General features: G+C 73.0%; 20 protein-coding genes. 10 read left to right on the top strand and 10 right to left on the bottom strand.

Annotated elements, in window-relative coordinates:
* Positions 1 to 93 precede the first annotated feature (93 nt).
* Positions 94 to 1,905 carry a bifunctional metallophosphatase/5'-nucleotidase gene (locus ACIP64_RS11865; protein ID WP_401584351.1) on the top strand — a complete coding sequence of 604 codons (1,812 nt, stop codon included), beginning with the start codon at positions 94 to 96 and terminating at the stop codon, positions 1,903 to 1,905.
* Positions 1,906 to 1,909: 4 nt separating this feature from the next.
* On the opposite strand, the gene ACIP64_RS11860 is transcribed toward ACIP64_RS11865, so the two are convergent.
* Positions 1,910 to 2,830, bottom strand: coding sequence for a LysR family transcriptional regulator (locus tag ACIP64_RS11860; RefSeq protein ID WP_401584348.1), 921 nt, complete (start codon positions 2,828 to 2,830; stop codon positions 1,910 to 1,912).
* 94 nt (positions 2,831 to 2,924) lie between these two features.
* Here ACIP64_RS11860 and ACIP64_RS11855 point away from each other — a divergent pair, with 94 nt between their 5' ends.
* From ACIP64_RS11855 to ACIP64_RS11845, 3 genes are read left to right on the top strand one after another with little or no spacing between them, the layout of a single operon-like run.
* Positions 2,925 to 3,626, top strand: coding sequence for a succinate dehydrogenase cytochrome b subunit (locus tag ACIP64_RS11855; protein ID WP_401584346.1), 702 nt, complete (start codon positions 2,925 to 2,927; stop codon positions 3,624 to 3,626).
* Positions 3,627 to 3,628: 2 nt separating this feature from the next.
* Entirely contained in the window at positions 3,629 to 5,563 is a 1,935-nt protein-coding gene (locus ACIP64_RS11850) for a fumarate reductase/succinate dehydrogenase flavoprotein subunit (RefSeq protein ID WP_401584344.1), read from the top strand.
* Positions 5,560 to 6,306 (top strand): succinate dehydrogenase/fumarate reductase iron-sulfur subunit, encoded by a 747-nt coding sequence (locus ACIP64_RS11845; RefSeq protein WP_360912077.1) that lies wholly within the window; start codon positions 5,560 to 5,562, stop codon positions 6,304 to 6,306. Before ACIP64_RS11850 ends, ACIP64_RS11845 begins: the two co-directional genes overlap by 4 nt.
* Here the strand turns inward: ACIP64_RS11845 and ACIP64_RS11840 are convergent.
* The 5 genes from ACIP64_RS11840 to ACIP64_RS11820 all read right to left on the bottom strand — a co-directional run bounded on the left by ACIP64_RS11840 (position 6,260) and on the right by ACIP64_RS11820 (position 12,715).
* A complete protein-coding gene (locus ACIP64_RS11840; RefSeq protein ID WP_401584341.1) occupies positions 6,260 to 7,804 on the bottom strand; it encodes a lysine N(6)-hydroxylase/L-ornithine N(5)-oxygenase family protein in 1,545 nt (514 codons plus the stop codon). The two genes, ACIP64_RS11845 and ACIP64_RS11840, sit on opposite strands and share 47 nt — an antisense overlap.
* Complete coding sequence (locus ACIP64_RS11835; RefSeq protein ID WP_401584338.1) at positions 7,791 to 9,185, bottom strand: pyridoxal phosphate-dependent decarboxylase family protein; 1,395 nt, start codon at positions 9,183 to 9,185, stop codon at positions 7,791 to 7,793. Before ACIP64_RS11835 ends, ACIP64_RS11840 begins: the two co-directional genes overlap by 14 nt.
* A 187-nt stretch (positions 9,186 to 9,372) precedes the next feature.
* Positions 9,373 to 11,868 carry an aminopeptidase N gene (pepN, locus tag ACIP64_RS11830; protein ID WP_401584335.1) on the bottom strand — a complete coding sequence of 832 codons (2,496 nt, stop codon included), beginning with the start codon at positions 11,866 to 11,868 and terminating at the stop codon, positions 9,373 to 9,375.
* A 66-nt stretch (positions 11,869 to 11,934) separates the two neighbouring features.
* The gene (locus ACIP64_RS11825) at positions 11,935 to 12,543 is read right to left on the bottom strand and encodes a sortase domain-bontaining protein (protein ID WP_401584333.1); all 609 of its coding nucleotides are present in this window, start codon (positions 12,541 to 12,543) and stop codon (positions 11,935 to 11,937) included.
* A 4-nt stretch (positions 12,544 to 12,547) separates the two neighbouring features.
* A complete protein-coding gene (locus ACIP64_RS11820; protein WP_401584330.1) occupies positions 12,548 to 12,715 on the bottom strand; it encodes a hypothetical protein in 168 nt (55 codons plus the stop codon).
* A 163-nt stretch (positions 12,716 to 12,878) separates the two neighbouring features.
* On the opposite strand from ACIP64_RS11820, the gene ACIP64_RS11815 reads away from it, so the two are divergent.
* From ACIP64_RS11815 to ACIP64_RS11805, 3 genes are all read left to right on the top strand, one after another.
* The gene (locus ACIP64_RS11815) at positions 12,879 to 13,283 is read left to right on the top strand and encodes a VOC family protein (protein WP_401584327.1); all 405 of its coding nucleotides are present in this window, start codon (positions 12,879 to 12,881) and stop codon (positions 13,281 to 13,283) included.
* A 129-nt stretch (positions 13,284 to 13,412) separates the two neighbouring features.
* Positions 13,413 to 14,357, top strand: coding sequence for a class I SAM-dependent methyltransferase (locus ACIP64_RS11810; RefSeq protein ID WP_401584324.1), 945 nt, complete (start codon positions 13,413 to 13,415; stop codon positions 14,355 to 14,357).
* Between the two features lie 25 nt (positions 14,358 to 14,382).
* On the top strand, positions 14,383 to 15,285 hold the full coding sequence (locus ACIP64_RS11805) for a hypothetical protein (RefSeq protein ID WP_401584322.1): 903 nt from the start codon (positions 14,383 to 14,385) through the stop codon (positions 15,283 to 15,285).
* Positions 15,286 to 15,315: 30 nt separating this feature from the next.
* Here the strand turns inward: ACIP64_RS11805 and ACIP64_RS11800 are convergent, their stop codons facing one another.
* The 4 genes from ACIP64_RS11800 to ACIP64_RS11785 form a co-directional block, all read right to left on the bottom strand.
* Positions 15,316 to 16,296 carry an alpha/beta fold hydrolase gene (locus tag ACIP64_RS11800; protein ID WP_401584319.1) on the bottom strand — a complete coding sequence of 327 codons (981 nt, stop codon included), beginning with the start codon at positions 16,294 to 16,296 and terminating at the stop codon, positions 15,316 to 15,318.
* A 79-nt stretch (positions 16,297 to 16,375) separates the two neighbouring features.
* A complete protein-coding gene (locus ACIP64_RS11795; RefSeq protein WP_401584316.1) occupies positions 16,376 to 18,202 on the bottom strand; it encodes an alkyl/aryl-sulfatase in 1,827 nt (608 codons plus the stop codon).
* A gap of 38 nt (positions 18,203 to 18,240) precedes the next feature.
* Positions 18,241 to 19,317: a glycoside hydrolase family 113 gene (locus tag ACIP64_RS11790; protein ID WP_401584313.1), complete on the bottom strand. Its 1,077-nt coding sequence runs from the start codon at positions 19,315 to 19,317 to the stop codon at positions 18,241 to 18,243.
* On the bottom strand, positions 19,314 to 21,146 hold the full coding sequence (locus ACIP64_RS11785) for a DUF2334 domain-containing protein (RefSeq protein WP_401584310.1): 1,833 nt from the start codon (positions 21,144 to 21,146) through the stop codon (positions 19,314 to 19,316). Before ACIP64_RS11785 ends, ACIP64_RS11790 begins: the two co-directional genes overlap by 4 nt.
* 524 nt (positions 21,147 to 21,670) lie before the next feature.
* Between ACIP64_RS11785 and ACIP64_RS11780 the strand changes: the two genes are divergently transcribed.
* The 3 genes from ACIP64_RS11780 to ACIP64_RS11770 all read left to right on the top strand — a co-directional run bounded on the left by ACIP64_RS11780 (position 21,671) and on the right by ACIP64_RS11770 (position 24,924).
* The gene (locus tag ACIP64_RS11780) at positions 21,671 to 22,921 is read left to right on the top strand and encodes a glycosyltransferase family 2 protein (RefSeq protein ID WP_401584307.1); all 1,251 of its coding nucleotides are present in this window, start codon (positions 21,671 to 21,673) and stop codon (positions 22,919 to 22,921) included.
* A gap of 69 nt (positions 22,922 to 22,990) precedes the next feature.
* On the top strand, positions 22,991 to 24,214 hold the full coding sequence (wecB, locus tag ACIP64_RS11775; RefSeq protein ID WP_401584305.1) for a non-hydrolyzing UDP-N-acetylglucosamine 2-epimerase: 1,224 nt from the start codon (positions 22,991 to 22,993) through the stop codon (positions 24,212 to 24,214).
* Positions 24,211 to 24,924 (top strand): calcium-binding protein, encoded by a 714-nt coding sequence (locus tag ACIP64_RS11770; RefSeq protein WP_401584302.1) that lies wholly within the window; start codon positions 24,211 to 24,213, stop codon positions 24,922 to 24,924. Before wecB ends, ACIP64_RS11770 begins: the two co-directional genes overlap by 4 nt.
* Positions 24,925 to 24,988: the final 64 nt, after the last annotated feature.

Here is a 24,988-nt window from a genome sequence, read left to right as displayed (position 1 = left end):
GGGGGTGTTGCGGGGTGTAGTGACTGGGCCAGAATCTACGCGCGTTACCGCAAAGAATCGCCCATCGTTCCGTCAACAAACGGGAGCCGACGTATGCCGCTCAACCGCAGGGACTTCCTGAACCGTTCCGCCGCCACCGGGGCGGGCATCGCGCTGACCGGTGCGGCAGGCGTGCTGGCCACGGCGGCTCCCGCCCAGGCCAGGAGCCACAAGCCGGAGGAGCCCGAGCGCTACTCGTTCAGTGTCCTCGGCACCACGGACCTGCACGGCAACGTCTTCAACTGGGACTACTTCACCGACGCCGAGTTCGACGACAAGCCGCACAACGACGTCGGCCTCGCCAAGATCTCCACGCTGGTCAAGCAGCAGCGGGCCGCCAAGGGCCGCCGCAACGTGCTGCTGATCGACGCGGGCGACACCATCCAGGGCACCCAGCTGTCGTACTACTACGCCCGGGTCGACCCGATCACCGCCAAGCACGGCCCCAAGCACCCCATGGCCCAGGCCATGAACGCCATGGACTACGACGCGGCGGCGCTCGGCAACCACGAGTTCAACTACGGCATCCCGCTGCTGCGCGAGTTCGAGGACCAGTGCAAGTTCCCGCTCCTGGGCGCGAACGCCCTGGACGCGAAGACCGGGCAGCCCGCCTTCGCGCCGTACTCCCTGCACCGCATGCGGGTGCAGGGCGCGCCGGACGTGACGGTGGCGGTCCTCGGGCTGACCAACCCGGGGATCGCGATCTGGGACAAGGGCAACGTCCAGGGCAGGATGACGTTCCCGGGCCTGGAGGAGCAGGCGGCGAAGTACGTGCCGCGGCTGCGCGCGATGGGCGCGGACGTGGTGGTCGTCTCGGCGCACAGCGGCACCTCGGGCACCTCCTCCTGGGGTGACCAGCTGCCGTACGTGGAGAACGCCGCGGCGCTGGTGGCCGAGCAGGTGCCGGGCATCGACGCGATCCTCGTGGGCCACGCGCACAACGAGATCCCCGAGTACGTGGTGGCGAACAAGCAGACCGGTCAGGGCGTGGTGCTGTCCGAGCCGTCGAAGTGGGGCCAGCGGCTGACCGTCTTCGACTTCGACATGGAGCTGGTGAACGGCGCCTGGGAGGTGGTCACGGTCGGCGCGTCCGTGCTCAACTCCAACACGGTCGAGGAGGACCCGGAGATCGTCGGGCTGCTGCGCGACGAGCACGCGAAGGTCGTCGAGTACGTGAACCAGGTGGTCGGCGACTCCGCCGCGGCGATGACGGCGGCCGAGTCCCCGTACAAGGACACCCCGATCATCGACTTCATCAACCATGTGCAGGCCGAGACGGTCAAGGCCGCACTCGCGGGCACCGAGTGGGCGGCGCTGCCGGTGCTGTCGCAGGCCGCGTGCTTCTCGCGCACGGCCGCCATCCCGGCGGGCCGGGTGACCCTGCGCGACGTGGCCGGCCTGTACGTGTACGAGAACACGCTGGAGGCCCGCGTCCTGACGGGCGCGCAGATCAAGGCGTACCTGGAGTTCTCCGCGAACTACTTCGTGCGGACCCCGGCCGGCGCCCCGGTCGACGTCGCAAAGCTGACCAATGCCGACAACACCCCGGACTACAACTACGACGTGGTCAGTGGTGTCAGCTACGACATCGACATCGCCAGGCCGGCCGGCTCGCGCGTCTCGAACGTGCGGTTCGGCGGTGCGCCGATCGACGAGTCCGCGCGCTTTGTGTTCGCCGTGAACAACTACCGCGCCAACGGCGGCGGCAACTTCCCCGGTGTCGCCTCCGCTCCCCAGGTGTGGGCGAACTCCGAGGAGATTCGCAACACGATCATCACCTACGTGCAGGCGACCGGCACCATCGACCCGGCGCGGTTCGCCGGCGTGGACTGGCGGCTGACCCGCGACGGCGTGCCGGTGTTCTGATCCGTCACTCCCGCGCGTCGCGCCGGGTCGCGCAGTCCCTGTCCCGTACGTGCTCCAGCAGCACCCGGCGCAGTTCGCGGGCGGCGCGCGGGGGTTCGGCGTCCTTGCGGTGGGCGAGGGCGACGGTGCGGTGCAGCCCCGGTGGTGTGAAGGGCGTCGTCCGCAGCCGCGGGCGGCGCCCGGCCACCATGCTGGGCACGACGGCGTGGCCGAGCCCCGCCTCGACGAAGCCGAGGACGGCGTCCATCTCGCCGCCCTCGATGGCGAAGCGGGGCTCGAAGCCGGCCGCCCGGCATGCCCCGACGGTCAGTTCCCGCAGGTCGTAGCCGCGGCGAAACATCACCAGCGGCTGGTCGCGCAGATCGGCCACGTCGACGCGGGGCCCCGGCCAGGGCGGCGGCGCGTCGGCCGCGGTGACCACGACCAGGTCCTCGTGGAGCAGCGGGGTGGCGTCCAGCGCGGGGTCGTGGCTCTGCAGGGGCAGCACGATCAGCGCCAGGTCCAGGCTGCCGGAGGCCAGCTCCCGCACCAGGTCGCGGGAGCCGCCCTCCTCCACGAGCAGCCGGATGCCCGGGTAGCGGGTGTGGAAGTCGCGCAGCAGGTCGGGGAGCAGGCCGGTGCACAGGCTCGGTGTGGCGCCGAGGCGCACCCGCCCGCGGCGCAGCTGCACCAGTTCCTGCACCTCCTGTGTGGCGGCCTCGGTGTCCGCGACGATGCGCCGGGCGATCGGCAGCAGCGCCTCCCCCGCGTCGGTGAGGGCGATGTTGCCCCGGGCGCGGCTGAACAGCTCCGCGCCGAGCTCCCGCTCCAGGGCCTTGATCTGCTGCGACAGCGAGGGCTGGGCCACGTGGACGCGCTCGGCGGCCCGGGTGAAGTGCCGCGTGTCGGTGACGGCGAGGAAGTACACGAGTTGTTGCAGCTGCACGCCGCCCACGGTAATCGACGATAGGGCCGACCTATCGAAACGAGCCCGAACACGTCTTGGACCTTTCAATACGAGGGGATCTAGCGTCAGCCGCATGGCTTTGGCGACGAGAGCGGTGCGTCCGTCCGCGGTGCGGGCGCTGTGGGGCTCGACCGTGGGCAAGAAGGCGGTCATGGCCGCGACCGGCGTGATCATGCTGCTGTTCCTGGTCGCGCACATGGTGGGCAATCTGAAGATCTTCTTCGGCCCGACGGACTTCAACGGGTACGCGGCATGGCTGCGGACCATCGGCGAGCCGGCCCTGCACAACGGCTGGTACCTGTACATCCAGCGGACGGCCCTGGTGGCCGCGGTCGTCCTGCACGGCGTGGCCGCCTACCAGCTCAGCAGGCGCGACATCAAGGCGCGCCCGGCGAAGTACGCGCACACCAGGGCGCGCGCGAGCTACGCGACGCGCACGATGCGCTGGGGCGGGGTGATCCTCGGCCTGTTCATCGTGTGGCACATCCTCGACCTGACGACGCTGACCGTGAACCCTCGCGGCCAGGCGGAGCACCCCTACGAGAACGTGGTGGCCGACTTCCGGCTGTGGTGGGTGGACGTCGTCTACATCACGGCGATGCTCGCCCTCGGCCTGCACGTCCGGCACGGCTTCTGGAGCGCGGCGCAGACCCTCGGGGCGGTCACCAAGCGCAGCGACCGGGCCCTGAAGGCCACCGCGAACGTGCTGGCCCTGGTGCTGACCGCGGGATTCGTCCTCGTACCCGTCTCCGTGATGACCGGATTGGTGGACTGACCATGCTGTACCGCGAGGGCGACCCGCTCGCCGACACCAAGGCGCCTGCCGCGCCCATCGAGGAGCGCTGGAGCCGCCGCAAGTTCGAGGCGAAGCTCGTCAACCCGGCCAACCGCCGCAAGCACAAGGTCATCGTCGTCGGCACGGGCCTGGCGGGCGGCTCCGCCGGGGCCACGCTGGCCGAACAGGGCTACCACGTCGTGCAGTTCTGCTACCAGGACTCACCGCGCCGGGCGCACTCCATCGCCGCCCAGGGCGGCATCAACGCGGCGAAGAACTACCGCAACGACGGCGACAGCGTGCACCGGCTGTTCTACGACACCGTCAAGGGCGGCGACTTCCGGGCCCGCGAGTCCAATGTGCACCGCCTCGCCGAGGTGTCGCTGCAGATCATCGACCAGTGCGTGGCCCAGGGCGTGCCCTTCGCCCGCGAGTACGGCGGTCTGCTGGACACCCGCTCCTTCGGCGGCGTGCAGGTCTCCCGGACCTTCTACGCCCGGGGCCAGACGGGCCAGCAGCTGCTGCTCGGCGCCTACCAGGCGCTGTCCCGGCAGATCGATGCGGGGAACGTGGAACTGCACGCCCGCACCGAGATGCTGGACCTGATCGTGGTGGACGGCCGGGCCCGCGGCATCGTCGCCCGCGACCTGGTCAGCGGTGAGATCTCGGTGCACCTCGGCGACGCGGTGGTGCTGGCGAGCGGCGGCTACGGCAACGTCTTCTACCTGTCGACCAACGCCAAGGGCTCCAACGCGACCGCGATCTGGCGGGCGCACCGCCGGGGCGCGTACTTCGCCAACCCCTGCTTCACGCAGATCCACCCGACCTGCATCCCGCGCTCCGGCGACCACCAGTCGAAGCTGACGCTGATGAGCGAGTCGCTGCGCAACGACGGCCGCATCTGGGTGCCCAAGGCCAAGGGCGACGACCGCCCGCCGCACGAGATCCCCGAGGACGAGCGGGACTACTACCTGGAGCGGATCTACCCCTCCTTCGGCAACCTGGTGCCCCGCGACATCGCCTCCCGCGCCGCCAAGAACGTCTGCGACGAGGGCCGCGGCGTCGGCCCCGGCGGCCAGGGCGTCTACCTGGACTTCGCCGACGCGATCGCCCGGCTGGGCCGCGCCGAGGTGGAGGCGAAGTACGGCAACCTCTTCGAGATGTACGAGCGGATCACCGCCGAGGACCCGTACACCCGGCCGATGCGGATCTACCCCGCCGTGCACTACACGATGGGCGGCCTGTGGGTCGACTACGACCTGCAGACCACGGTCCCGGGCCTGTTCGCGATCGGCGAGGCCAACTTCTCCGACCACGGCGCCAACCGGCTCGGCGCCAGCGCCCTGATGCAGGGCCTGGCCGACGGCTACTTCGTGCTGCCGTCCACGATCAACGACTACCTGGCGCGCGGCCCGCACGACGCGGTCGCCCCGGACCACCCGGCGGTCACCGAGGCCGTCGCGGACGTCGAGGACCGGCTGAACCTGCTGCTGTCCGTGGACGGCGACCGGACCCCGGACTCCTTCCACCGCGAGCTCGGCGAGCTGCTGTGGGACGAGTGCGGCATGGCCCGCACCGAGGCCGGGCTGCACAAGGCACTGGAGCGCATCCCCGCGCTGCGCGAGGAGTTCTGGCGCCGCATCAAGGTGCCCGGCAGCGGCGAGGAGTTCAACCAGTCGCTGGAGAAGGCCAACCGGGTCGCGGACTTCCTGGAGCTGGCCGAGCTGATGTGCCTGGACGCGCTGCACCGCGCCGAGTCCTGCGGCGGCCACTTCCGCGAGGAGAGCCAGACCCCCGACGGCGAGGCGCTGCGCGACGACGAGAACTTCTCGTACGCCGCCGCCTGGGAGCACCCCGGCGACGGCGGCACGCCGGTGCTCCACAAGGAGGCGCTCGCCTTCGAGTACGTACACCCCACCCAGCGGAGCTACGCGTGAACCTCACCCTGCGCATCTGGCGCCAGCGGTCCTCGCAGGAGGACGGCGCCATGGTCACCTACCGCGTCGAGGACATCAGTCCCGACATGTCGTTCCTGGAGATGCTCGACGTCCTCAACGAGGAGCTGATCCTCGCCGGCGACGAGCCCGTCGCCTTCGACCACGACTGCCGCGAGGGCATCTGCGGCGCCTGCGGCATGGTCATCAACGGGCAGGCGCACGGCCCGGAGCGGACCACGACCTGCCAGCTGCACATGCGGCACTTCCAGGACGGCGACACCGTCGACGTCGAACCGTGGCGGGCCGCCGCCTTCCCGGTGGTCAAGGACCTGGTCGTGGACCGCTCGGCCTTCGACCGGGTGATCCAGGCCGGCGGGTACATCTCGGTGCCGACCGGCAGCGCGCCCGAGGCGCACGCCACGGCCGTCCCCAAGGCGACGGCGGACGTGGCCTTCGAGCACGCGGAGTGCATCGGCTGCGGGGCGTGCGTGGCGGCCTGCCCCAACGGCTCGGCGATGCTGTTCACCTCCGCGAAGGTCAACCACCTCAATGTGCTGCCGCAGGGCGGACCGGAGCGGGAGACCCGGGTGCTGAACATGGTCGCCGCCATGGACGACCAGGGCTTCGGCGGCTGCACCAACACCGGTGAGTGCGCCACGGCCTGCCCCAAGGGCATCCCGCTGCCGTCGATCGCCGCTATGAACCGCGAATACCTGCGGGCCGTGCGGAAGGGATCTCGCTGACCGGCGCCGTGGTGGAGGTCAGGCCGTACGTCGTGAAGGCCGTGCGGGCGGGGAGCGGATAGGGCTCCTTGCCCGTCACGGAGTTGAGGATGACGGCCGAGCGCCACGCGGCCAGGCCCAGGTCGGGGGCGCCGACACCGTGCGCGTGGCGGTCGGCGTTCTGCACGTACACCGATCCGCCGACCACCGGGTCCAGCACGATCCGGTGCTGCTCGTCGATCCGCGGCCGGCCCGCCGCGTCGTGGCGGATGTACGGGTCCAGGGCCGCGAGCAGCCCGTCGGCGGGGCGTTCGCGGTAGCCGGTGGCGAGCACCACGGCGTTGGTGAGCATCCGGGTGCGGGTGCCCTGCTCCTGGTGCTCCAGGTGGAGTTCGACGGCGCTCATGCCCATCCGCCCGGCGGTGCGCACGGTGACGCCGGGGGTGAGGACGGCGTCCGGCCAGCCGCCGCCGAGGGAGCGGCGGTACAGCTCGTCGTGGATGGCGGCGATGGTGCCGTGGTCGACGGCCCGGTGCAGCTGCCACTGCCGGGGCAGCAGGCCGTCGCGCACCGGCTCGGCCAGGCCGTGGAAGAAGCGCGCGTAGTCGGGGGTGAACTGCTCCAGGCCGAGCTTGCTGTACTCCATCGGCGCGAAGGCGGGGCTGCGCGCGATCCACGTCAGCCGCTCGCTCCCGGCGGGACGGGCGCGCAGCAGGTCGAGGAAGACCTCGGCCCCGGACTGGCCGGCGCCGACGACGGTGACATGGCCGGCGGCCAGCAGCCGGTCGCGCTGCGCGAGGTAGTCCGCGGAGTGCACGACCGGCACCACCGGCGCCTCGGCGAGCGGGCGCAGCGGTTCGGGGACGTACGGCTCGGAACCGATGCCGAGGACGAGGTTGCGGGCATGGCCGCGGCCCCGCGACTCCGCCTTTCCGTCGGCCCCCAGCCGGGTGTGGGCGACCTCGAACAGGCCGCGGCCCGGGTCCCAGCGGACGGAGTCGACCCGGTGGCCGAAGTGGGTGCCGGTCAGCGACTCGGCGACCCAGCGGCAGTAGGCGTCGTACTCGGCGCGGTGCACCTGGAAGCGCTCGGCGAAGTAGAACGGGAACAGCCTCTCCCGTGCCTTCAGCCAGTTCAGGTAGCTCCAGCGGCTGGTGGGGTCGGCCAGGCTCACCAGGTCGGCCAGGAAGGGCACTTGGAGGGTGGCGCCCTCGATCAGCAGCCCGGGGTGCCAGTGGAAGGCGGGCTCCTGCTCGTAGAAGGCGGCGCTGAGGTACGGGACGCCGTCGGCGAGGGCGGCCAGGGAGAGGTTGAACGGTCCGATGCCGATGCCGAGCAGGTCGTACGGCTGCTCGGCGTACGGGGCGGTCTCCGCGGCGCGGTCGGCGGTCGCGCACGGGGTGTACGGGGTGTACGCCGTGTGTCCCGGGTACCCGGTGTCTCCGCTGTGTTCGCTGTGTTCGCTGTGTTCGCTGTGTTGGGGGTACGCGGGGTACTCAGGGTCTTCAGCCACGGTCATCGGACGTGCTGCCTTCCTGGTGGGTCGCGCACACGAGCGCGAGGAGTGCCTGGAGGTCGCCGGCGGCCAGCGCCGGGTTGAGGAGGGTCGCCTTGAGCCACAGCCGTCCGCCGGCGCGGGCCCGGCCGAGGACCGCCCGTCCGTCGAGCATCAGCCGGCGCCGGATCGCGGCGACGGCCGTGTCGCCGGCCCCGGTGGGGCGCAGCAGCACGGTGCTGATCGCGGGGCGCGCGTAGAGGGTGAGGTCCGGGTGCCGTTCCACCAGGTCGGCCAGCTCGTGGGCGCGGTCGCACACGGTGTCCACGAGCCGGCCCAGGCCCTGCCTGCCGAGGGCGCGCAGCGTCACCGCGATCTTCAGCACGTCCGGGCGGCGCGTGGTGCGCAGCGAGCGGCCGAGCAGGTCGGGGAAGCCGGCCTCGGTGTCGTCCGCGGCGTTGAGGTAGTCCGCCTGGTGCCCGAGCGGACGCAGCGACTCCCCCTCGCGCACGGCGAGCACGCCCGCGGCGACCGGCTGCCAGCCGAGCTTGTGCAGGTCCAGGGTGACGGTGCCTGCCTCCGCCAGCCCGGCCAGCCGCGGCGCCTCCCGGTCGCTGAACAGCAGGGCGCCGCCGTAGGCCGCGTCCACGTGCAGGGCGGCGCCGTACTCCCGCGCGGCACGCGCCAGTTCGGGCAGCGGGTCGAGCGCGCCGGTGTCGGTGGTCCCGGCCGTGGCGACGAGCAGGGCGGGGCCCGGCACGGCGGCGAGCGCCGCGCGGGCCCGTGCGGGGTCGAGCACCCCGGCGGGGGTGTCGAGGACGACCGGCGCCGGCAGCCCGAGCAGCCACGCGGCGCGGGGCACGCTGTGGTGGACGTTGGCCCCGGTCACGATCCGCACACCGGGGGCGCGTTCGCGGGCGAGCAGCAGCGCGAGCTGGTTGGACTCGGTGCCGCCGGTCGTGATCAGGGCGTCGGGCGCGGCCGCCGCGGGGTGCACGAGCCGCGCCAGTGCCGCCGTCACCGCCGCCTCCAGGGCGGTCGCGGCCGGGGCCTGGTCCCAGGAGTCCATCGACGGGTTCAGCGCGCTCGCGGCCAGGTCGGCCGCCGCGGCCACCGCCAGCGGCGGGCAGTGCAGGTGCGCCGCGCAGAGCGGCTCCGCCGGGTCCGCCGCACCCTCGGCGGCCAGCCGCACCAGCGTCCCCAGGGCCTCCTCCGCCCCCGTCCCGTGCTCCGGCAGCACCTCCGCCAGGGCCTCCGCGACCCGCGCCGACACCGCGCCGGGTCCGCCCGCGGGCAGCGGGCCCGCGCGCCGCGCGGCACCCTCCGCGAGCGCGTCCAGCACCACCCCCAGCAACGGTCGCAGCCGGCGCGGCCCTCCCCTGCCGCCGGCGAGCTGAGGTGACACGGCCTGGCACCCTCCGAGAACGCGTCGATCACCGCCGCACGACCCGTCCGCGCGGTCCGGACTGCGTAACGACGCCGCCGGTCCGGGGATGCTGCCCCGGGTCCGAAGTCCCCCTCTTCGGACCGACGTCACCGCCGTGCGCGGGGGTGAGTGCCCGTCGGGCGCCCCCGCGCACCGCGGTGAGCGGTCACGCGCCCCGTACGCGCAGGGCGCGGGCCAGGTCGTCGAGCTGGTCGGCGAGCCTGCGCCGCAGGGCGGGCGTGGGAGCGGGATCGGCGGAACCGAGGCAGGCCTCGCCGAGTTCGAGGACGGAGACGTCGACGACGGCGCCGGGGAAGGCCCAGCGGCCGGCGGCGTCGGCCAGCGCGGGGCCCCGGCGGGCGGCGAGGGCGACGGCGGCCGGGTAGTAGCGCGGCACCCAGTCGCCGAGCAGGTCGAGCTGCTCGGGCTGCCAGAAGCCCTGGGCGGTCGCGTTGAACAGGTAGTTGGAGAGCGTGTCGTCCTCGAACATCGACGTCCACGCCTCCTGCTTGGCCTCCGGGTCGGGCAGCGCGGCCCGGCAGCGCGCGGCGCCCTCCCGGCCCGTGGCGCTGGGGTCGCGTTCGAGTTCGGCGGCGATGTCGGCGCGGTCGGCGGCGCCCAGGACGGCGAGCCGGGTGAGGACCTGCCAGCGCAGTTCGGGGTCGAGCGGCGGCCCGTCCGGCAGGGACCCCGCGGTGAGCCAGCCGCGCAGTTCGGCGGGGGCGGTGACGGCGGTGATCAGTTCGCGGGCGGCGGCGAGCCGCATGCCCGGGTCCTCGTGGCGGAGCAGCTCGCGGGTGAGCGACTCCAGGACGGCGAGCGCGTCGGGCCGCTGCCCGGCCGGCAGGTAGCGGTCGGCGATCTGGTGGCGGGCGAAGCCGAGCACGCCCTGCACCACCGCGACATCGGTCTCGTGCGGCAGGTGGGCGCGGGCCACGTCCAGGTAGGCGGCGGGCGGCAGTTCGCCGTCGCGCACCAGGTCGCGGGCGGCGTTCCACACCAGGGCCCGGGCGAGCGGGTCGGGCAGACCGCTCAGGCCGCTGACGAGGGTGTCCCAGGACCCGGCGTCGAAGCGGATCTTGGCGTACGTCAGGTCCTGGTCGTTGAGGAGCACCAGGTCCGGGCGCGGGCCGGGCCGCGTCGCGGCGGCCTCGGCGCCGGCGGGGACGTCCGTCTCGAAGCGCTCGCGCAGCACGAGCCGCGCCGGATCCGCACCGTCGCGGTCGTACGCGGCGACGGCGATGCGGTGCGGGCGCTCGCCCGCGCGGGCCACCTCCAGCCGCCAGCCGCCGTCCGCCTCGGCCGGGACCGGGGTGAGGGTGTCGACGCCGGTGGTGCGCAGCCAGCGGTCGGCCCAGGCGTGCACGTCCCGGTCGGTGGCGGAGGCGAGGGAGTCGATGAAGTCGGCGAGGGCGGCGTTGCCGAACCGGTGCCGGGAGAAGTGCTCGTTGATGCCGGCGAGGAAGTCCTTGCGGCCGAGCCAGGTCACCAGCTGCCGCAGGGCGGAGGCCCCCTTGGCGTACGAGATGCCGTCGAAGTTGAGCAGCGCCGACGCGGTGTCGGGGACGGCATCGGGATCGGGCGCGACGGGGTGGGTGGAGGGGCGCTGGTCGGCGTCGTAGCCCCAGCCCTTGCGGGCGACGGCGAAGTCGGTCCAGGTCCCGGTGAAGCGGGTGGCCTCGGAGAGCACCTGGTAGCCCATGTACTCGGCGAAGGACTCGTTCAGCCAGATGTCGTCCCACCAGCGCAGCGTGACGAGGTCGCCGAACCACATGTGCGCCATCTCGTGGGCGACGACCATGCCGCGGGTCTGCCGCTCGGCGTCGGTGACGGCGGACCGGAAGACCATCTCGTCGCGGAAGGTGACCAGGCCCGGGTTCTCCATCGCGCCCGCGTTGAACTCGGGGACGAAGGCCTGGTCGTAGGAGTCGAACGGGTAGGGCTCCGCGAAGAGTTCGTGGTAGCGGTCGAAGCAGCGCCGGGTGATGTCGAACAGCTCCTCGACGTCGGCGTCGAGGTGGGGTGCCAGCGAGCGCCGGCAGTGCAGGCCGAAGGGCAGGCCCGCGTGCTCGGTGCGCACCGTGTGCCAGGGACCGGCGGCGACCGCGAGCAGATAGGTGCTGATGCGCGGGGTCGGCGCGATCCGCCAGTGGCCCTCGGCCTCACCGGTGCGCTCGGCGACGCCGTTGCCGAGGACGGTCCAGGCGGGCGGTGCGGTGACGGTGACCTCGAAGACGGCCTTCAGGTCGGGCTGGTCGAAGGCGGCGGCGACGCGCTGGACGTCGTCGAGGAAGAGCTGGGTGTACAGGTACGTCTCGCCGTCGGCGGGGTCGGTGAAGCGGTGCATGCCCTCCCCGGTGCGCGAGTAGCGCATGTCGGCCTCGATCCGCAGCTCGTGCGGGCCCGCCGTGAGGCCGGTGAGGGGCAGCCGGTTGTCCTCCAGGGCGGCCGGGTCGAGCACCTGGCCGTCGAGGACCGCGCGGTGCAGGACGGCGGGCTTGAGCTCGGCGAAGGTGTCGCCGTCGGCGAGGGCGGTGAAGCGGATGACGGTGGTGGAGCCGAACACGTCGTCACCACGCGTCAGGTCCAGGTCGACGGCGTAGGTGTGGACGTCGAGGAGCCGGGCGCGGGTCTCGGCCTCGGCACGGGTGAGAGCAGGCATGCCGCCATGCTGCCTCATGGGCCGTACGACCCGCACGGAAGTTCGCTGCGGGCGGCAGCGGGGGCGTCAGGAGGGGCGGACGGCGGCGGCGTCGACGACCAGGTAGTCGCCGCGGCCCCGGGTGCAGGTGATCAGGCGCAGGGCGGGGGCGCCGGTACCGGTGGACCAGGCACCGGTGAGCCGGGAGCGCCCCGGGACGCGGCGGACCCGGGTGACCGCGAAGCGGGCGCGGCTGCCGTCGCGGCGGGTGACGACGACCGTGTCGGACGGGCGCAGGTCGCCGAGGTCGTGGAAGACGCCCCGGGCGCCTCCGGTGTCGTGGTGGCCGACGAGCACGGCGGTGCCGGGGTCGCCGGGCGCGGCGCTGCGGTCGTACCAGCCCGCCCAGTGGCGGCCCTCGTCGCCGGCGGGGGTCTGGAGGCTGCCGTCGTCGTTGAGCCCGAGGTCCAGAACGCGCGCGTGGACCCGGGCGCGGGCTATGTCGAGGCGCACGGGGGTGTGGCCGGACGGGTCGGCGGCCCGCGCGGAGGTGCTGCCGTGGACGACGGCGTCGCCCGCGCCGTGACCGCCCGCGCCGGTGTGCCCGACGGCCCGGACCGTCACGGCGGTGGCGACGGCGAGCAGCGCGAGGGCGAGCAGGTTGATCCGGCGGTGGGACGCCGGTACGGGGCCCATGGGCTCACCGCGGGTGGACCGCGTAGCGCACACCCCACACGCCCAGGGCCAGCAGTCCCGCGAACACCGCCGCGAGCGGGCCGCACGCGACCGCGGCACAGCACACGACGGCGGCGACCCCGGTGGCCAGGAGGGCGGCGAGGACGGCGGGCGGCAGGGACAGGGCAGGCATGGCGACGGGGTCCTTCGCGGCTGGCGGCTACGGCGACGGTCCCCAGGGTACGGAGCCGGGGGCGTGCCGCGCCTCCCCCGTCCGTCCCGGTCCGTGTCCACCGAAAGTATGGTCCGGGCAGCGGGCCTTGCGTCTCAAGTAGGACAGCGGGCAGGCTCGCCGGATGATCGCCACGATGCAGCTCACCGTGATCGACTGTCCCGACGCGAGGGCGTTGGGCGCCTTCTACCAGGGGATCCTCGGCGGGGTCCTGGACGCCTCCAACGCCTCCTGGGTGACCCTGACGGCTCCGGGCGGCACGCGCTTCGCGTTCCAGGAGGTGCCGTTCCACCGCCCGCCGCGGTGGCCGGACCCCGAGCACCCGCAGCAGCTCCACCTCGACTTCGAGGTGCCCACCCGCGCGGACGTGGAACGGGCGCGGAAGGAGGTGCTCGCGCTCGGCGCGGCCTTCCTGCACGACAGCGGGGGCGAACGCAGCGGTTTCCTCGTCTTCGCGGACCCCGCCGGGCACCCGTTCTGCCTCTGCTACGGGCAGCTCCCGCCGCCCCCGGCACCCGCCGCGGGCTGACCCGGAGCCGCCCCGGGACGCGGCGGCAGCCGGATGTCGGTGGTCACTTGTACGGTGTTTCCCACACCGGCGCCGGGGTGTCCGGCGCGTCGTCAGGGGGGCGAACGGATCCGGCCGAGGGGGGACGGCATGCTGCGGGGGCCGCACGAGTACGAGCCGATGGAGCACGATCCGCGGGACCCGGAGGCGGTGCGCCGGGTGACGTACGTGCTCTTCCTGCCGGACGGCCGCTGCGCGGTCCCCGCGGAGGGCCACGGCGGCGCCGGCCTGCGGCTGCCGTCGGGCCGCGTGCTGCCGGGCGAGGACTGGGGGCTGGACACCTCCGAGCGGGTGCCGCTGATGACCGCCGGCTTCCTGCGGCAGCGGGTGCACCCCTTCGCCTACGACGGCCTGGAGCTGCGGCTGTACGCGTGGCTGGACGGCGACCGCTACCGCGGGCGGCGGCCGCACACCCGGGTGGAGCTGTTCGCCGGCACCCCGCAGGAGGTCGCCGCGCGGCTGGCGGACCGCACCGAGCGGCGGGCCGTGCTGGACGCGGCACGCTCCTTCCGTGAGCAGGACGACGCCTCGTGGTTCGCGGACAACCTGCGGCTGATCCAGCCCGCCTATCTGCGGGCCGCGACCGCCGAGGGCGGCTCCGGCTTCGGCGGCGGCCCGCAGGAGTGGCGGGCGCGCCGCTCGATGGTGGTGGAGGCGCTGCACAGGGACGGCACCTTCCTCGACGTCGGCTGCGCCAACGGGTTGCTGATGGAGTCCGTGCGGGCGTGGGCCGCCGAGCGCGGCCGGGCGGTCGAACCGTACGGGGTGGACATCGCGCCGGGCCTGGTGGAGCTGGCGCGCCGCCGGCTGCCGCAGTGGGCTGACCGGATATCCGTCGGCAACGCGCTGGACTGGCGCCCGGACGGTGGCCGGCGCTTCACGTTTGTGCACGTCCTCGCCGACTGCGTGCCGCCGGCGCGGCTCGGCGGAGCGGCTGGCGGGGACGGGGTTGCCGGTGGCCGGTTCGGCGTCGGGTTCGGGTCCGGGTCCGGATCGTACGGCGACAACGGCGTGGGTGGACGCGTAGGCTCGTAGGGTCGCACCGCTTGGGGGAGGCGCCGTGGGCGAGCCGTCGTCCAGCCCGATCGAGCACGGCTTTCCGCATCTGGAGAAGGTGCGGTCGGCCCTGACCGCGCTCTACCGCAGGCTGTCGTACGACACGGTGAGCCGCTTCGCGGCGAGCGTCCGCCCGGAGGCGGTGGAGTTCCCGCAGGACGAGGACCTGCACCTGGGCGCGCAGCGGGTGGCCCGGGTCATCGTGCAGCACTTCCGGCTGCCCGAGGCCCGGATGGTGGTGAGCTTCCGCGACATGGCGCACGCGGGCAATGTGGAACTGGCCTCCGGCCCCGAGTACTTCGTGGAACTGCACGACCGCTTCCGGGAGGACCGGCGCGATGTGGGCGCGGCGCTGGCGCACGAGGTCATGCATGTGTATCTGCACCGGCTCGGCCTGGAGTTCCCCGGGACGCGGGACAACGAGATCCTCACGGACACCGCGACGGCCTACCTCGGCGCGGGCTGGCTGCTGCTGGACTCCTACCGGGAGGAGCCGGCGCTGTTCGGCGACCGGGTGACGATGGCGGCGACGAAGCTGGGCTACCTCACCCCGGAGGAGTTCGGGTACGTCCTGGCCAAGCGCGCGCTGGCGTTCGGCGACGACATCGAGCCGTGGCTGACCGGCCCCCGGGCCCGCGACGCCTACCGGGACGGTCTCGGGCTGGCCCGGGAGGACCTGCGGAACGCGCCGCTGCTAGGCTGCGGCTGGGCGAACCGCCGGCGCTACGCCCACGACCGCCGCCGCGGCACCGCGCACCCGGTGGCCGGCTACGCCTTCGAGGGGGAGGCGCCGATGCGGGTCTCCTTCCCCTGCCCGACCTGCCGCCAGCGCATCCGCGTCCCGGTGCGCGGCCGGGTCAAGGCACGGTGCGGGCTGTGCCGCACCGTGCTGGAGTGCGACACCTGAGCCGGTGGCCGGCGGCGCGTGGCCGGGCGGTCAGACGCGGGCCGGTGCCGTCTCGCGCAGGAAGTCCAGCAGCGCCGCGTTGACCTCCTGCGGGCGCTCCTGCTGCGTCCAGTGGCCGCAGCCGCGGAGCACGACGGGCTCGCGCAGCGTCGGGTAGATCTGCGGCAGCGCCGGAACGAGGTCGGAGACGCCGGGGAAGGCGTGCACGACGTCGCGGTCGCCGGTGATGTACAGCCCGGGGACCTGGAGGGTCGCGCCGTTCCAGGGCGCCGTCAGCCGCCAGTTGAGGTCGAGGTTGCGGTACCAGTTGAGCCCGCCGGTGAAGCCCTCGGCCCCGTACTCGGCGACGAAGGTGGCGACGTCCTCCTCGGTCAGCCAGGCCGGCAGCTTCTCCGGCTCGCCGACGAGGTCGAGGAACCCGTGGCCGGGCGGGACCAGCGGTTGCGCGGGAACGGGGTCGTTGGCCGGGTTGTCGCCGGAGGCGCCGTACAGGAAGCGGCGGAAGGTGGAGGTCGGGTCGGCGGCGAACTCGGCGTCGGCGACGCCGGGTTGGGCGAAGTAGTTCCAGTAGAAGCGTCCGTCGTACAGCTCCGACATGGCGCGCAGCGGGGGCATGTCCCCGCCGCGCGGGGTGGGCGGGACGCTCAGCCCGGCCACGGCGCGCACCACGTCGGGACGCAGCAGCGCGGTGTGCCAGGCGACGGGGGCGCCCCAGTCGTGGCCGACGACGACGGCGGTCTCCTCGCCGAGGGCGTGGATCAGCCCGATCACGTCGCCGACCAGGTCCAGCATGGTGTACGCGTCGACGGCTTCGGGGCGGTCGCTGCGCCCGAAGCCCCGCTGGTCGGGCGCGACCACCCGGTAGCCGGCCGCGGCGAGCGGGCCGAACTGGTGGCGCCAGGAGTACCAGCACTCGGGAAAGCCGTGCAGCAGTACGACGAGGGGGCCCTCACCCTCCTCCGCGATGTGGAGGCGGAGACCGTTCACTTCGGCATAGCGGTGTTCGACCATGGCGCTCAGGCTATGCGCCCGCCGTCCGGCCGCGCCGCCGAAATCAGGTCACCGGGGACACCGAACGCCGTTCCGCGGCTCAGGGGGTGACGACGGCGAAGTTCCGGTCGGGGCCGTCCAGCAGGCCGACGAGGGTGGTGACCACCTTGAGGTCGCCCTCGTGCTCGATCCCGTCGAAGCGCCCGCCGGCCAGCAGTCCCTGCAGTTCGGGCCGGGTGAGGGTGAGGGTGAGGTCGGCGTGCCGGCTGGGGCGGCCGTCCTGGGTGGACCAGTGGGTGAGCGCGCCGTTGGAGAGCGTGAGGTGCCAGGTGCGGTGCTCGTCGGTGAGCCGCCAGTCGATGGTGAGGTGGGTGTCCCAGGCCCGGGGGCCGTTGATCCGGATGGCGAGCGAGTCGATCAGCTGGTCGACCGTCAGGGCGGCGGTGAGCTCGGGACCGGCCGTCGTCGTGGGGGTGGGGCTGATGCCGTCGCGCAGTTCCTTGGCGCCCATCAGGTAGAAGTTCCGCCAGGGCCCGTTCTCGCAGCCGAAGCCCAACCGCGTGTACACAGCCGCCAGTTCGCGGCGGGCGCTCTCGTGCCCGGGGTCGGCGAAGACGGCGTGGTCGAGCAGGGTCGCGGCGAAGCGCAGGTCGCCGGCGTCGGCGTACTCCCGCGCCTTGGCCACGGTGGCGTCGGCGCCGCCGAGGCAGTCCACGTACCGGCGCGCCTCCTCCGCCGGCGGATGCTGCCACAGGTGGGCGGGGTTGCCGTCGAACCAGCCCATGTAGCGCTGGTAGACCGCCTTCACGTTGTGGCTGAGGGAGCCGTAGTAGCCGTGGTTGGCGTGGAAGCGCTCCAGGGCGGGCGGCAGCCGCAGTTCCTCGGCGATCTCGCTGCCGGTGAGGCCCTGGTTGAGCAGCCGCAGCGTCTGGTCGTGGAGGTAGGCGTACAGGTCGCGCTGGTGGGCCAGCAGCCGGTGGATGTTCTCCCGGCCCCAGGTGGGCCAGTGGTGGGAGGCGACGACGACGTCGACGGAGTTGCCGAACATCACCAGCGACTCGTTGAGGTACCGGGCCCACTCGCGGGCGTCGCGGACCTGGGCGCCGCGCAGGGTCAGGATGTTGTGCATGGTGTGGGTGGCGTTCTCCGCCATGCACAGCACGCGTTTGCCGGGGAGCACGAAGTTCATCTCGGCGGGCGCCTCGGTGCCCGGGGTGAGCTGGAAGACGATGCGGACGCCGTCGAGGGTCTCGTCCTGCCCGGTGCGGGTGACGGCGACGGTCGGCCGGATCAGGGCAATGGCGCCGGTGGAGACGGTCTGCCCGAGCCCGCAGCCGATCTGGCCGGCGGGGCCCTTGGGCAGTTCCGAGCCGTACATGTAGACGGCGCGGCGGTTCATGGCGGTGCCCGCGTAGACGTTCTCGCTGGCGGCGTGCTCCAGGAAGCCGGCCGGGGCGAGGACCGGGACCGGGTCGTGGCCGTACGGCAGGACGCCGCGCGCGCCGCCGAAGTGGTCGACGTGGCAGTGGGTGTAGATGAGCGCGGTGACCGGCCGGTCGCCCCGGTGCTCGCGGTAGAGCGCCAGGGCGGCGGCCGCGACCTCGGTGGAGTGCAGCGGGTCGATGACCACGACCCCGCGGTCGCCCTCGACGAGTGTCATGTTGGACAGGTCCAGGCCGCGGACCTGGTAGACGCCCTCGACGACCTCGAACAGCCCCTGCTTCGCCGCGAGCCTGCTCTGCCGCCACAGGCCCGGGTGGGCGGTGTCGGGGCAGGGTTCCTGCAGGAAGGAGTAGGCGTCGTTGTCCCAGACCACCCGGCCGTCGTCGGCGGTGACACGGCCGGGCGCCAGGGCGCCGAGGAAGCCGCGTTCGGCGTCGGCGAAGTCCGTCGTGTCCTCGTGGTCGGGGGGCGCGAGAGCGGTCATGGGAACACGATCCCAGCGATTCGCACCTTTTGTCTCGTTCATCTGCGCCACCAGCGGCGCAGCACCTCCTCGGCGGGTTTGCCGTGCGGCGTGTAGGCCAGCCGCGCCGGTGTCTCACCGCTGTCCGGCCAGTCGTCCCACATCCACCAGCACACCCCGGCCCACCAGCGCTCCCCCTCCATGGCGCCGAGCAGGGCCTGGTAGGCGGCGGCCTGCTCGTCGTCGGCGGGACGCGCGCTGACCGTCCAGGACCAGGGGGCGGTGGTGGTGCCGCGCTGGCTGACGTAGCCGGCCTCGGTGAACAGCACGCGGCGGTGGTGCCGGGCGGCGAAACCGGCGAGTTGCCGGGCGATCGGCCGCCAGGCGGCGCGCAGCCGGCCGACGTCGGTGGTGGGGCGGTCGGCCAGCGGCCAGTACGCGTCGACACCGATGAGGTCGAGGTCGTCCCAGAAGGGGATGTGCGCGTACTCGTCGTAGTTGGCGGCGTAGACCAGGGGTCCCCGGTAGTCCCGCCGGACGGCGCGGACGACCGCCCGCCAGCGGGCGCCGTCCCGCGAGGTGCCGGCCAGTTCGGTGCCCACGGACAGCTGCTCCGCCCCGAGGTCCTCGGCGAGGCGCGCGTAGTGGGTGATGAAGCGGGTGTACGCGCCGAACCATGCGGCGGGGTCGGCGGGCCGGATCTCCGCGCGGTCCTGGTCGCCGGGGAGGTCGACGTGCGGCTTGAGCAGGACCTTGAGGCCGGCGGCGTGCGCCTCGCGGATGATCCGGCGCAGCGAGTCGTCGCTCGCGGTCTCCCCGGTGGTGTGCATCGACGCGGCGCCGGGGGCCGACTGGTACCAGGTCGGGGTGAGCGACACCCAGCCCGCCCCGGTGGCCGCGATGTCGCGCAGGTAGCGGCCCGCGGCGGGGCTGTCGTAGTCCTCGGCGGCCCACGACGGCAGGGCGATGCCGCGCAGCCGGGGCGCCCCGGCCCCGGCCGGTGCGGACGGGTGCGCGGGGGCTACGGAACGGCCGTCGCCGTCGTCGGCCGCGGGGACGGCGGTGCAGCCGGCGGTGAGGGCGAGGACCGCCGCCGCCGCGAGAGCGGCGGCGGCGGTCCTCCGGATCAGGGTCACGTGAGCGCCGCGGGGCTGACGAAGGTGTAGCCGAGGGCGCGGATGCCGTCGACCGTCTCCTGGAGCGGCTGGACCGGGTTGTACGGGTGGTAGAAGAAGCTGGCGAAGCCGTCGCGCACGGCGAGGTTCGCCTTGGCCGAGGCGATCAGGTCGGCGGGCAGCCGGGCCGGGTGGTTGTTGTACGCCTCGGGCTCGTAGTTGCCGATGTTCTCGGGCAGCACGGTGGTGCCGTACACGTCCTTCACGACATAGGGGAAGAACTGCCCGATGAAGCGATTGGGATCACCGGCGGTACCGCTCAGCGTCCCGGAGAAGTACAGCGAGCGCTCCAGGCGGGCCGTGAAGTTCCGCGCGAAGACCTTGTAGTCGGTGGCGGAGGCCGCGTAGTGCGGGGTGGTCCACAGCTTCGGCGTCGGCAGCCCGGCGAGGGTGAACTGGGCGAGGCCGAGGGTCACCCGGGTCTGCGCCCACAGCGCGGAGTCCTCGGCGACCGGGCCGTCGTAGACCACGTTGTCGGCGCTGTCGACGTGGGCCCGGTAGAACTCGAAGTCGTCGCCGGAGACGCCGTTGTAGGGGTTGGCGACGGTGCCGTACTGGTGGGTGTAGCCGTGGTTCATCAGGACGGCGCCGCGCGCCAGCATGTACTTGAGCGCGGAGACCACTTGCGGGCGCTGGAGCAGGGTGACGGTCTCGGGCCGGCCGTTGTTGTAGGTGCCGTGCGGGTCGGTGTAGACGGGGATGACGTTGATGCCGTAGGGGATCCTCTGCGAGTAGAGGTAGTCGGCCGTCGCGCGCAGTTCGGCCGGGTCGGAGTCGGGGCTGATGTCCTCCAGCCGCAGCAGTGCCCGGTGCCGCTCGGGGGTGCTGGGCGCCAGGGCGTCGAAGAGCAGGTCCTCGAAGGCGATGACGCGGTCGGTCTCCGAGACGTAGGCGAACGGGATCTCACCGACGTAGGTGAGGTTGCCCGAGCGCACCGCCCACGGGAAGGACGTGCCGGTGCCCGTGTCGACTGCCTGGGCCAGCTCCGTCACCGCCGGGTAGCCGGGCCCCGACACGATGGCGGGGCGCAGCACGCCGCCGTCCTGGCCGGCCGGGATCTTCCGGGTGAGGGTCTGGTCCCGGTACGTCACCTGCGTGACGGAGCCGGAGTCGAAGTACGAGGTGCTGGGGTCCCAGCCGTACGTGCTCTGGAACTGGGCGGCGCCGGTGGCGTTCGCCAGTGACCAGATGTTGTCCCCGACCCAGGTCACCGGGCGGGTGGTGGTGACGACGTCCTGGTAGAACGCGGCCGGGACGGCGTCGGGGACGCTGCCGCCGTAGTACGTCGAGCCGAGGTAGACGGTCGCCGTGTACTGGTTCACCATGCCGGCGGTGTACTGCTGGACCGGCTTGGCGGTCACCGTGCCGAAGTGGCCGGCGAGGTTGGCGGTGGCCATGGCGTACAGCTCACCGAGCTGTCCGTAGGGCCCCGCGGTGTCGTAGAGCACGAGCGCGGAGGTACCGGACGGCGCGACGGCGGGTGCCGCGAGCGCCGCGGCCCGCGCGGCCGGCCGGCTCGCGGCGGCCTGCCGGAGCGGGCCCTCGGTACGGCGGTCGCGGTCCGCGGACTGCTGGGACTTCGCCCACGCGCCCAGGTCGATCGCGCCGACGCCCGAGCGGCCGGCGAGATTCTCCGCGTGGCGGTGAAGGTGCCCGCCGAGGTCGGCCTCCGGGCCGCGGGGTGCGGCGCCGGCCGGGCCGGTCAGGAATGCGGCGCCCACGAGCGACGCGACGAGCATGAACACGACGGAGACCCGGGACTTCCGCGGTCTCCTGATGCGGGATTGCATATTTCCCCCCATTGCACCGAATGAACAGGCCGCTGATTGTTCAGAGCGGCAATGCCCGCTGTCAACCGGATCATCGGATGTGCATCCCGTTCGATTATCCATTCCATTACCGTGGCCAATCCCACCCGGACGGGTGAATTACCTTCTCCCCCAACCCTCCTCACCTGCAAGAACGCAAGGCTTACCAGGAGCCCTCTCCCACGGCTGACGCCATCGCGGATGATCGTCTAAAAGTATCTGCTAACTTCCGTGAGGGAGTTTCGGCCCGACTGTGGAGCCGAAGCGAATTGGGGGGACTCACTCATGTACGGAAGGCCCGCACTGGGCACAATGCTGCCGCTTGCCGGTATGGCATCGGCGACGAGAACCGTCCCTGGCATTCCTTTCGCCAGGGCTTTACAAATAGCAGCAGGAATGGGCTTCCTGCTGTACTGCCTGATCGCATTCGGTCTGCTGACCGCCCGATGGTGGCTGCGCCGGCACACCGGCCGGACCCCGGCCCCGCGGCTCCCCGGGAGCGGCGGATGATCTCCCGGATCCCGTTGTGGGCCGCGACCTCGCTGATCGTGATGGCCGGCGCCTACAACACCGTGCTCTTCCTGCTCTCCAGACGGCGGATCCGCCGATCCCGCCGCCCCGGCACACCCCGCTTCTACGTCTTCCTGCTGGCCTGCCTCAACGAGGAGAAGGTCATCGGCGAGAGCCTGGCGCGCATCACCTCACTGCCCGCCGACAGCTTCGTCGCCCTGGTCATCGACGACGCCTCCGACGACCGCACGGCCGATGCCGTCCGCGCCGCCGACCCCGGCGGCGAGCGGGTCTGGCTCTACCGGCGCCGGCTGCCCGACGCCCGGCGCGGCAAGGGCGCGGCGCTCAACGCCGGCGTACGGCACCTGCGGTCCTCGGGACTGCTCGGCGGCCGCGACCCGCGGGACGTGATCATCTGCGTCGTCGACGCCGACGGCCGGCTGGACCCGCACACCCTGCAGTCCGTGGACCCGTACTTCGACGACCCGGGCACCGGCGCCGTCCAGATCGGCGTCCGGATGTACAACCGCCACCTGGGCCTGCTCGCCCGGCTCCAGGACATGGAGTTCGTCGTCTACGGCGACGTCTTCCAGAGCGCCCGGCGCTTCATCGGCAGCGTCGGCATGGGCGGCAACGGGCAGTTCATGCGGCTGTCCGCGCTGGAGTCGCTGGGCGGCGCGGGCCCGTGGAGCGACAGCCTCACCGAGGACCTCGACCTGGGCGTCCGGCTGATCGCCCGCGGCTGGCGCAACCAGTACTGCACCACCGCGGCGGTCTCCCAGCAGGCCGTGCTCGACGTGCGCCGGCTGGTGCGGCAGCGCTCCCGCTGGTTCCAGGGCCACCTCCAGTCGGCCAACCTCGTTCCGCTGATCCTGCGCGAGGTCGCCACCCGGCCGGCCCTGGACCTGCTCTACCACCTGTCCAGCCCGGTGCTGATCCTGCTGACCTCGCTGCTGCCGCTCTCCTTCCTCATCGCCCTCGCCGGCACCGCCGTCGCCTCCGTACGCGCGGGCCACTCGCTCGTCTCGCCGATGTGGCTGCTCGGCCCGTACGTGCTCTCCTTCACCGCGGCCTATGTGTACGGGTTCGTCTACGCCAAGCGCGAGCGCACCCTCGGGCTGCTGCGCTCGGTCCTGGTCGCGCACGTGTTCATCCTCTACGGCTACATCTGGTTCGCCGCCGGATGGTGGGGCCTGTGGCGGATGGTCACCGGAAAGCGCACCTGGCTGAAGACCGCCCGCACCTGACGCGCACCGCGCGTTCCCCACGCTCATCAGCACACCGACACAGACCGCCACACCGTCCCAGGGGGATCCATGTCCGCATACTCCGCCGATGCGCCCGAAGTGCCGGGCACCATCCGCGCGATGCTCGTCCTCGGCACCAGGCCGGAGGTGATCAAGCTGGCCCCGGTGGCCCGCGCGATGGCCGCCTCCGACCTCTTCGAACCCCTGGTGGTCACCACCGGGCAGCACCGCGAGATGCTCCACCAGATGCTGGACCTGCTCCGGGTCCCGGCCAGGACCGACCTGGACGTGATGCGCGAGCGCCAGCAGCTGTCCGAACTGACCGCCCGTCTGGTGGAGGGCCTGGGCGAGGTGATCCGGGGCGACCGCCCCGACCTGGTCGTCGTCCAGGGCGACACCACCACCGCGCTGGCCGGCGCGCTGGCCGCCTTCTACGAGCGGGTGCCCGTCGCCCACGTCGAGGCGGGCCTGCGCACCGGCGTCCTCGACAACCCCTTCCCCGAGGAGCTCAACCGGCGCCTCATCGGACGCATCGCACGTTGGCACTTCGCGCCCACGGCGCGTGCCGCCGGCCATCTGCGTGCCGAAGGGACCCCGGACACCCAGGTGTTCGTCACCGGCAACACCGTCATCGACAACCTGCTGTGGGTGATCGGCGAGGGCGTCGGCCGCAGCGCCTTCCCCGGCACCGGCCGCCGCCGGGTGCTGCTGACGCTGCACCGCAGGGAGAACCAGGGCGAGCGCATGCGCGCGATGGGCAGGGCGCTGCGCCGGCTCGGCGAGCGCGGTGACGTGGAGATCCTGCTGCCGCTCCACAAGAGCCCGGCCGTCCGAGACGCGCTGCTCCCCGAACTGACCGGCCATCACGCGGTCCATGTCGTCGAGCCGCTGGGCTACCCGGACTTCGCGGCCACCCTCGCCGACAGCGACCTGGTGCTCACCGACTCCGGCGGCATCCAGGAGGAGGCGCCGAGCCTCGGCAAGCCCGCCCTGGTGCTGCGTACGACCACCGAGCGGCCCGAGGCCGTCGAGGTGGGCGCGGCCCGGCTCATCGGCACCGACCCCGAGGCGATCCTCGGCGCGGCGACGCGGCTGCTGGACGACCCGGCCGAGTACCACCGCATGGCGACCGCGGGCAATCCCTTCGGCGACGGCCTCGCCGCCGACCGCATCCTCGCGCAACTTGCGGAGGACTTCGGCGAGTTCGGGACGGACGTGCGTGGTGACGCGCTGCACGGCGAACTCGCCGCGGCCGCTTCGCCGCAGGCCGCGGAGCCGTACTCCAGGGCATGACCACCGCGCCCCGGTTCCTGATGTCCCGGCCCCTCCCCCGCCCGCGGCGGAGGGGCCGCCGGCCTGCCGGGATCACGCTGGCGGTGCTGCTGCTGGTGGCGGGCGGCGTCGTGTACGCCTGCACCCGGCCCGGCGCGGCGGTCCCCGGCTGGGAGGACGGCTCGGTGCACGGGCGCTGGCTGTCGGTGTACGACGGGTACGGCGACAACCGCGGCGACGACACCTCGCTGACGCTCACCCCGGCCGCCTCGACCCGCCCCGACGAGACGCACGCCGGACTGGTCGTCACCACCGAGCGGTACGCCGACGTGGCGTACACCGCGCGCATGCGGGCCCTGCGCCGGCTGCGCTCCCCCGCGCCCAACCCGTGGGAGGTGCCCTGGCTGGTGTGGGGGTACGGCGACCCCGAGCACTTCTACTACGTCACCCTCAAGCCCAACGGCTGGGAGCTGGGCAAGCGCGACCCCGCCTACCCCGGCGGCCAGCGCTTCCTGGCGACCGGGCCGACACCGTTCCCGCCCGGCCCGTGGTACGAGGTCGGGGTGGAGCAGCGCGGCGCCGTGGTCACCGTCACCGCGGGCGGGCGCTTCCTGACCTCGTTCACCGACGCCGAACGGCCCTACACAAGCGGCAGCGTGGGCGCCTACACCGAGGACGCGCAGGCCGCGTTCGCCGGTTTGCAAGTGCGGCGCCTGCCCTCGGCCGGGTAGTGAGGGCAGACGCCGCCTTCCGTTCCGTACGCCGTTGTACGGGACAGCTCTCTTCTCCGCGGAA

The sequence above is a fragment of the Streptomyces sp. NPDC088733 genome (genome assembly GCF_044751185.1).
Taxonomy (GTDB): Bacteria; Actinomycetota; Actinomycetes; order Streptomycetales; family Streptomycetaceae; genus Actinacidiphila.
This window is presented reverse-complemented; position numbering and strand designations above follow the sequence as displayed.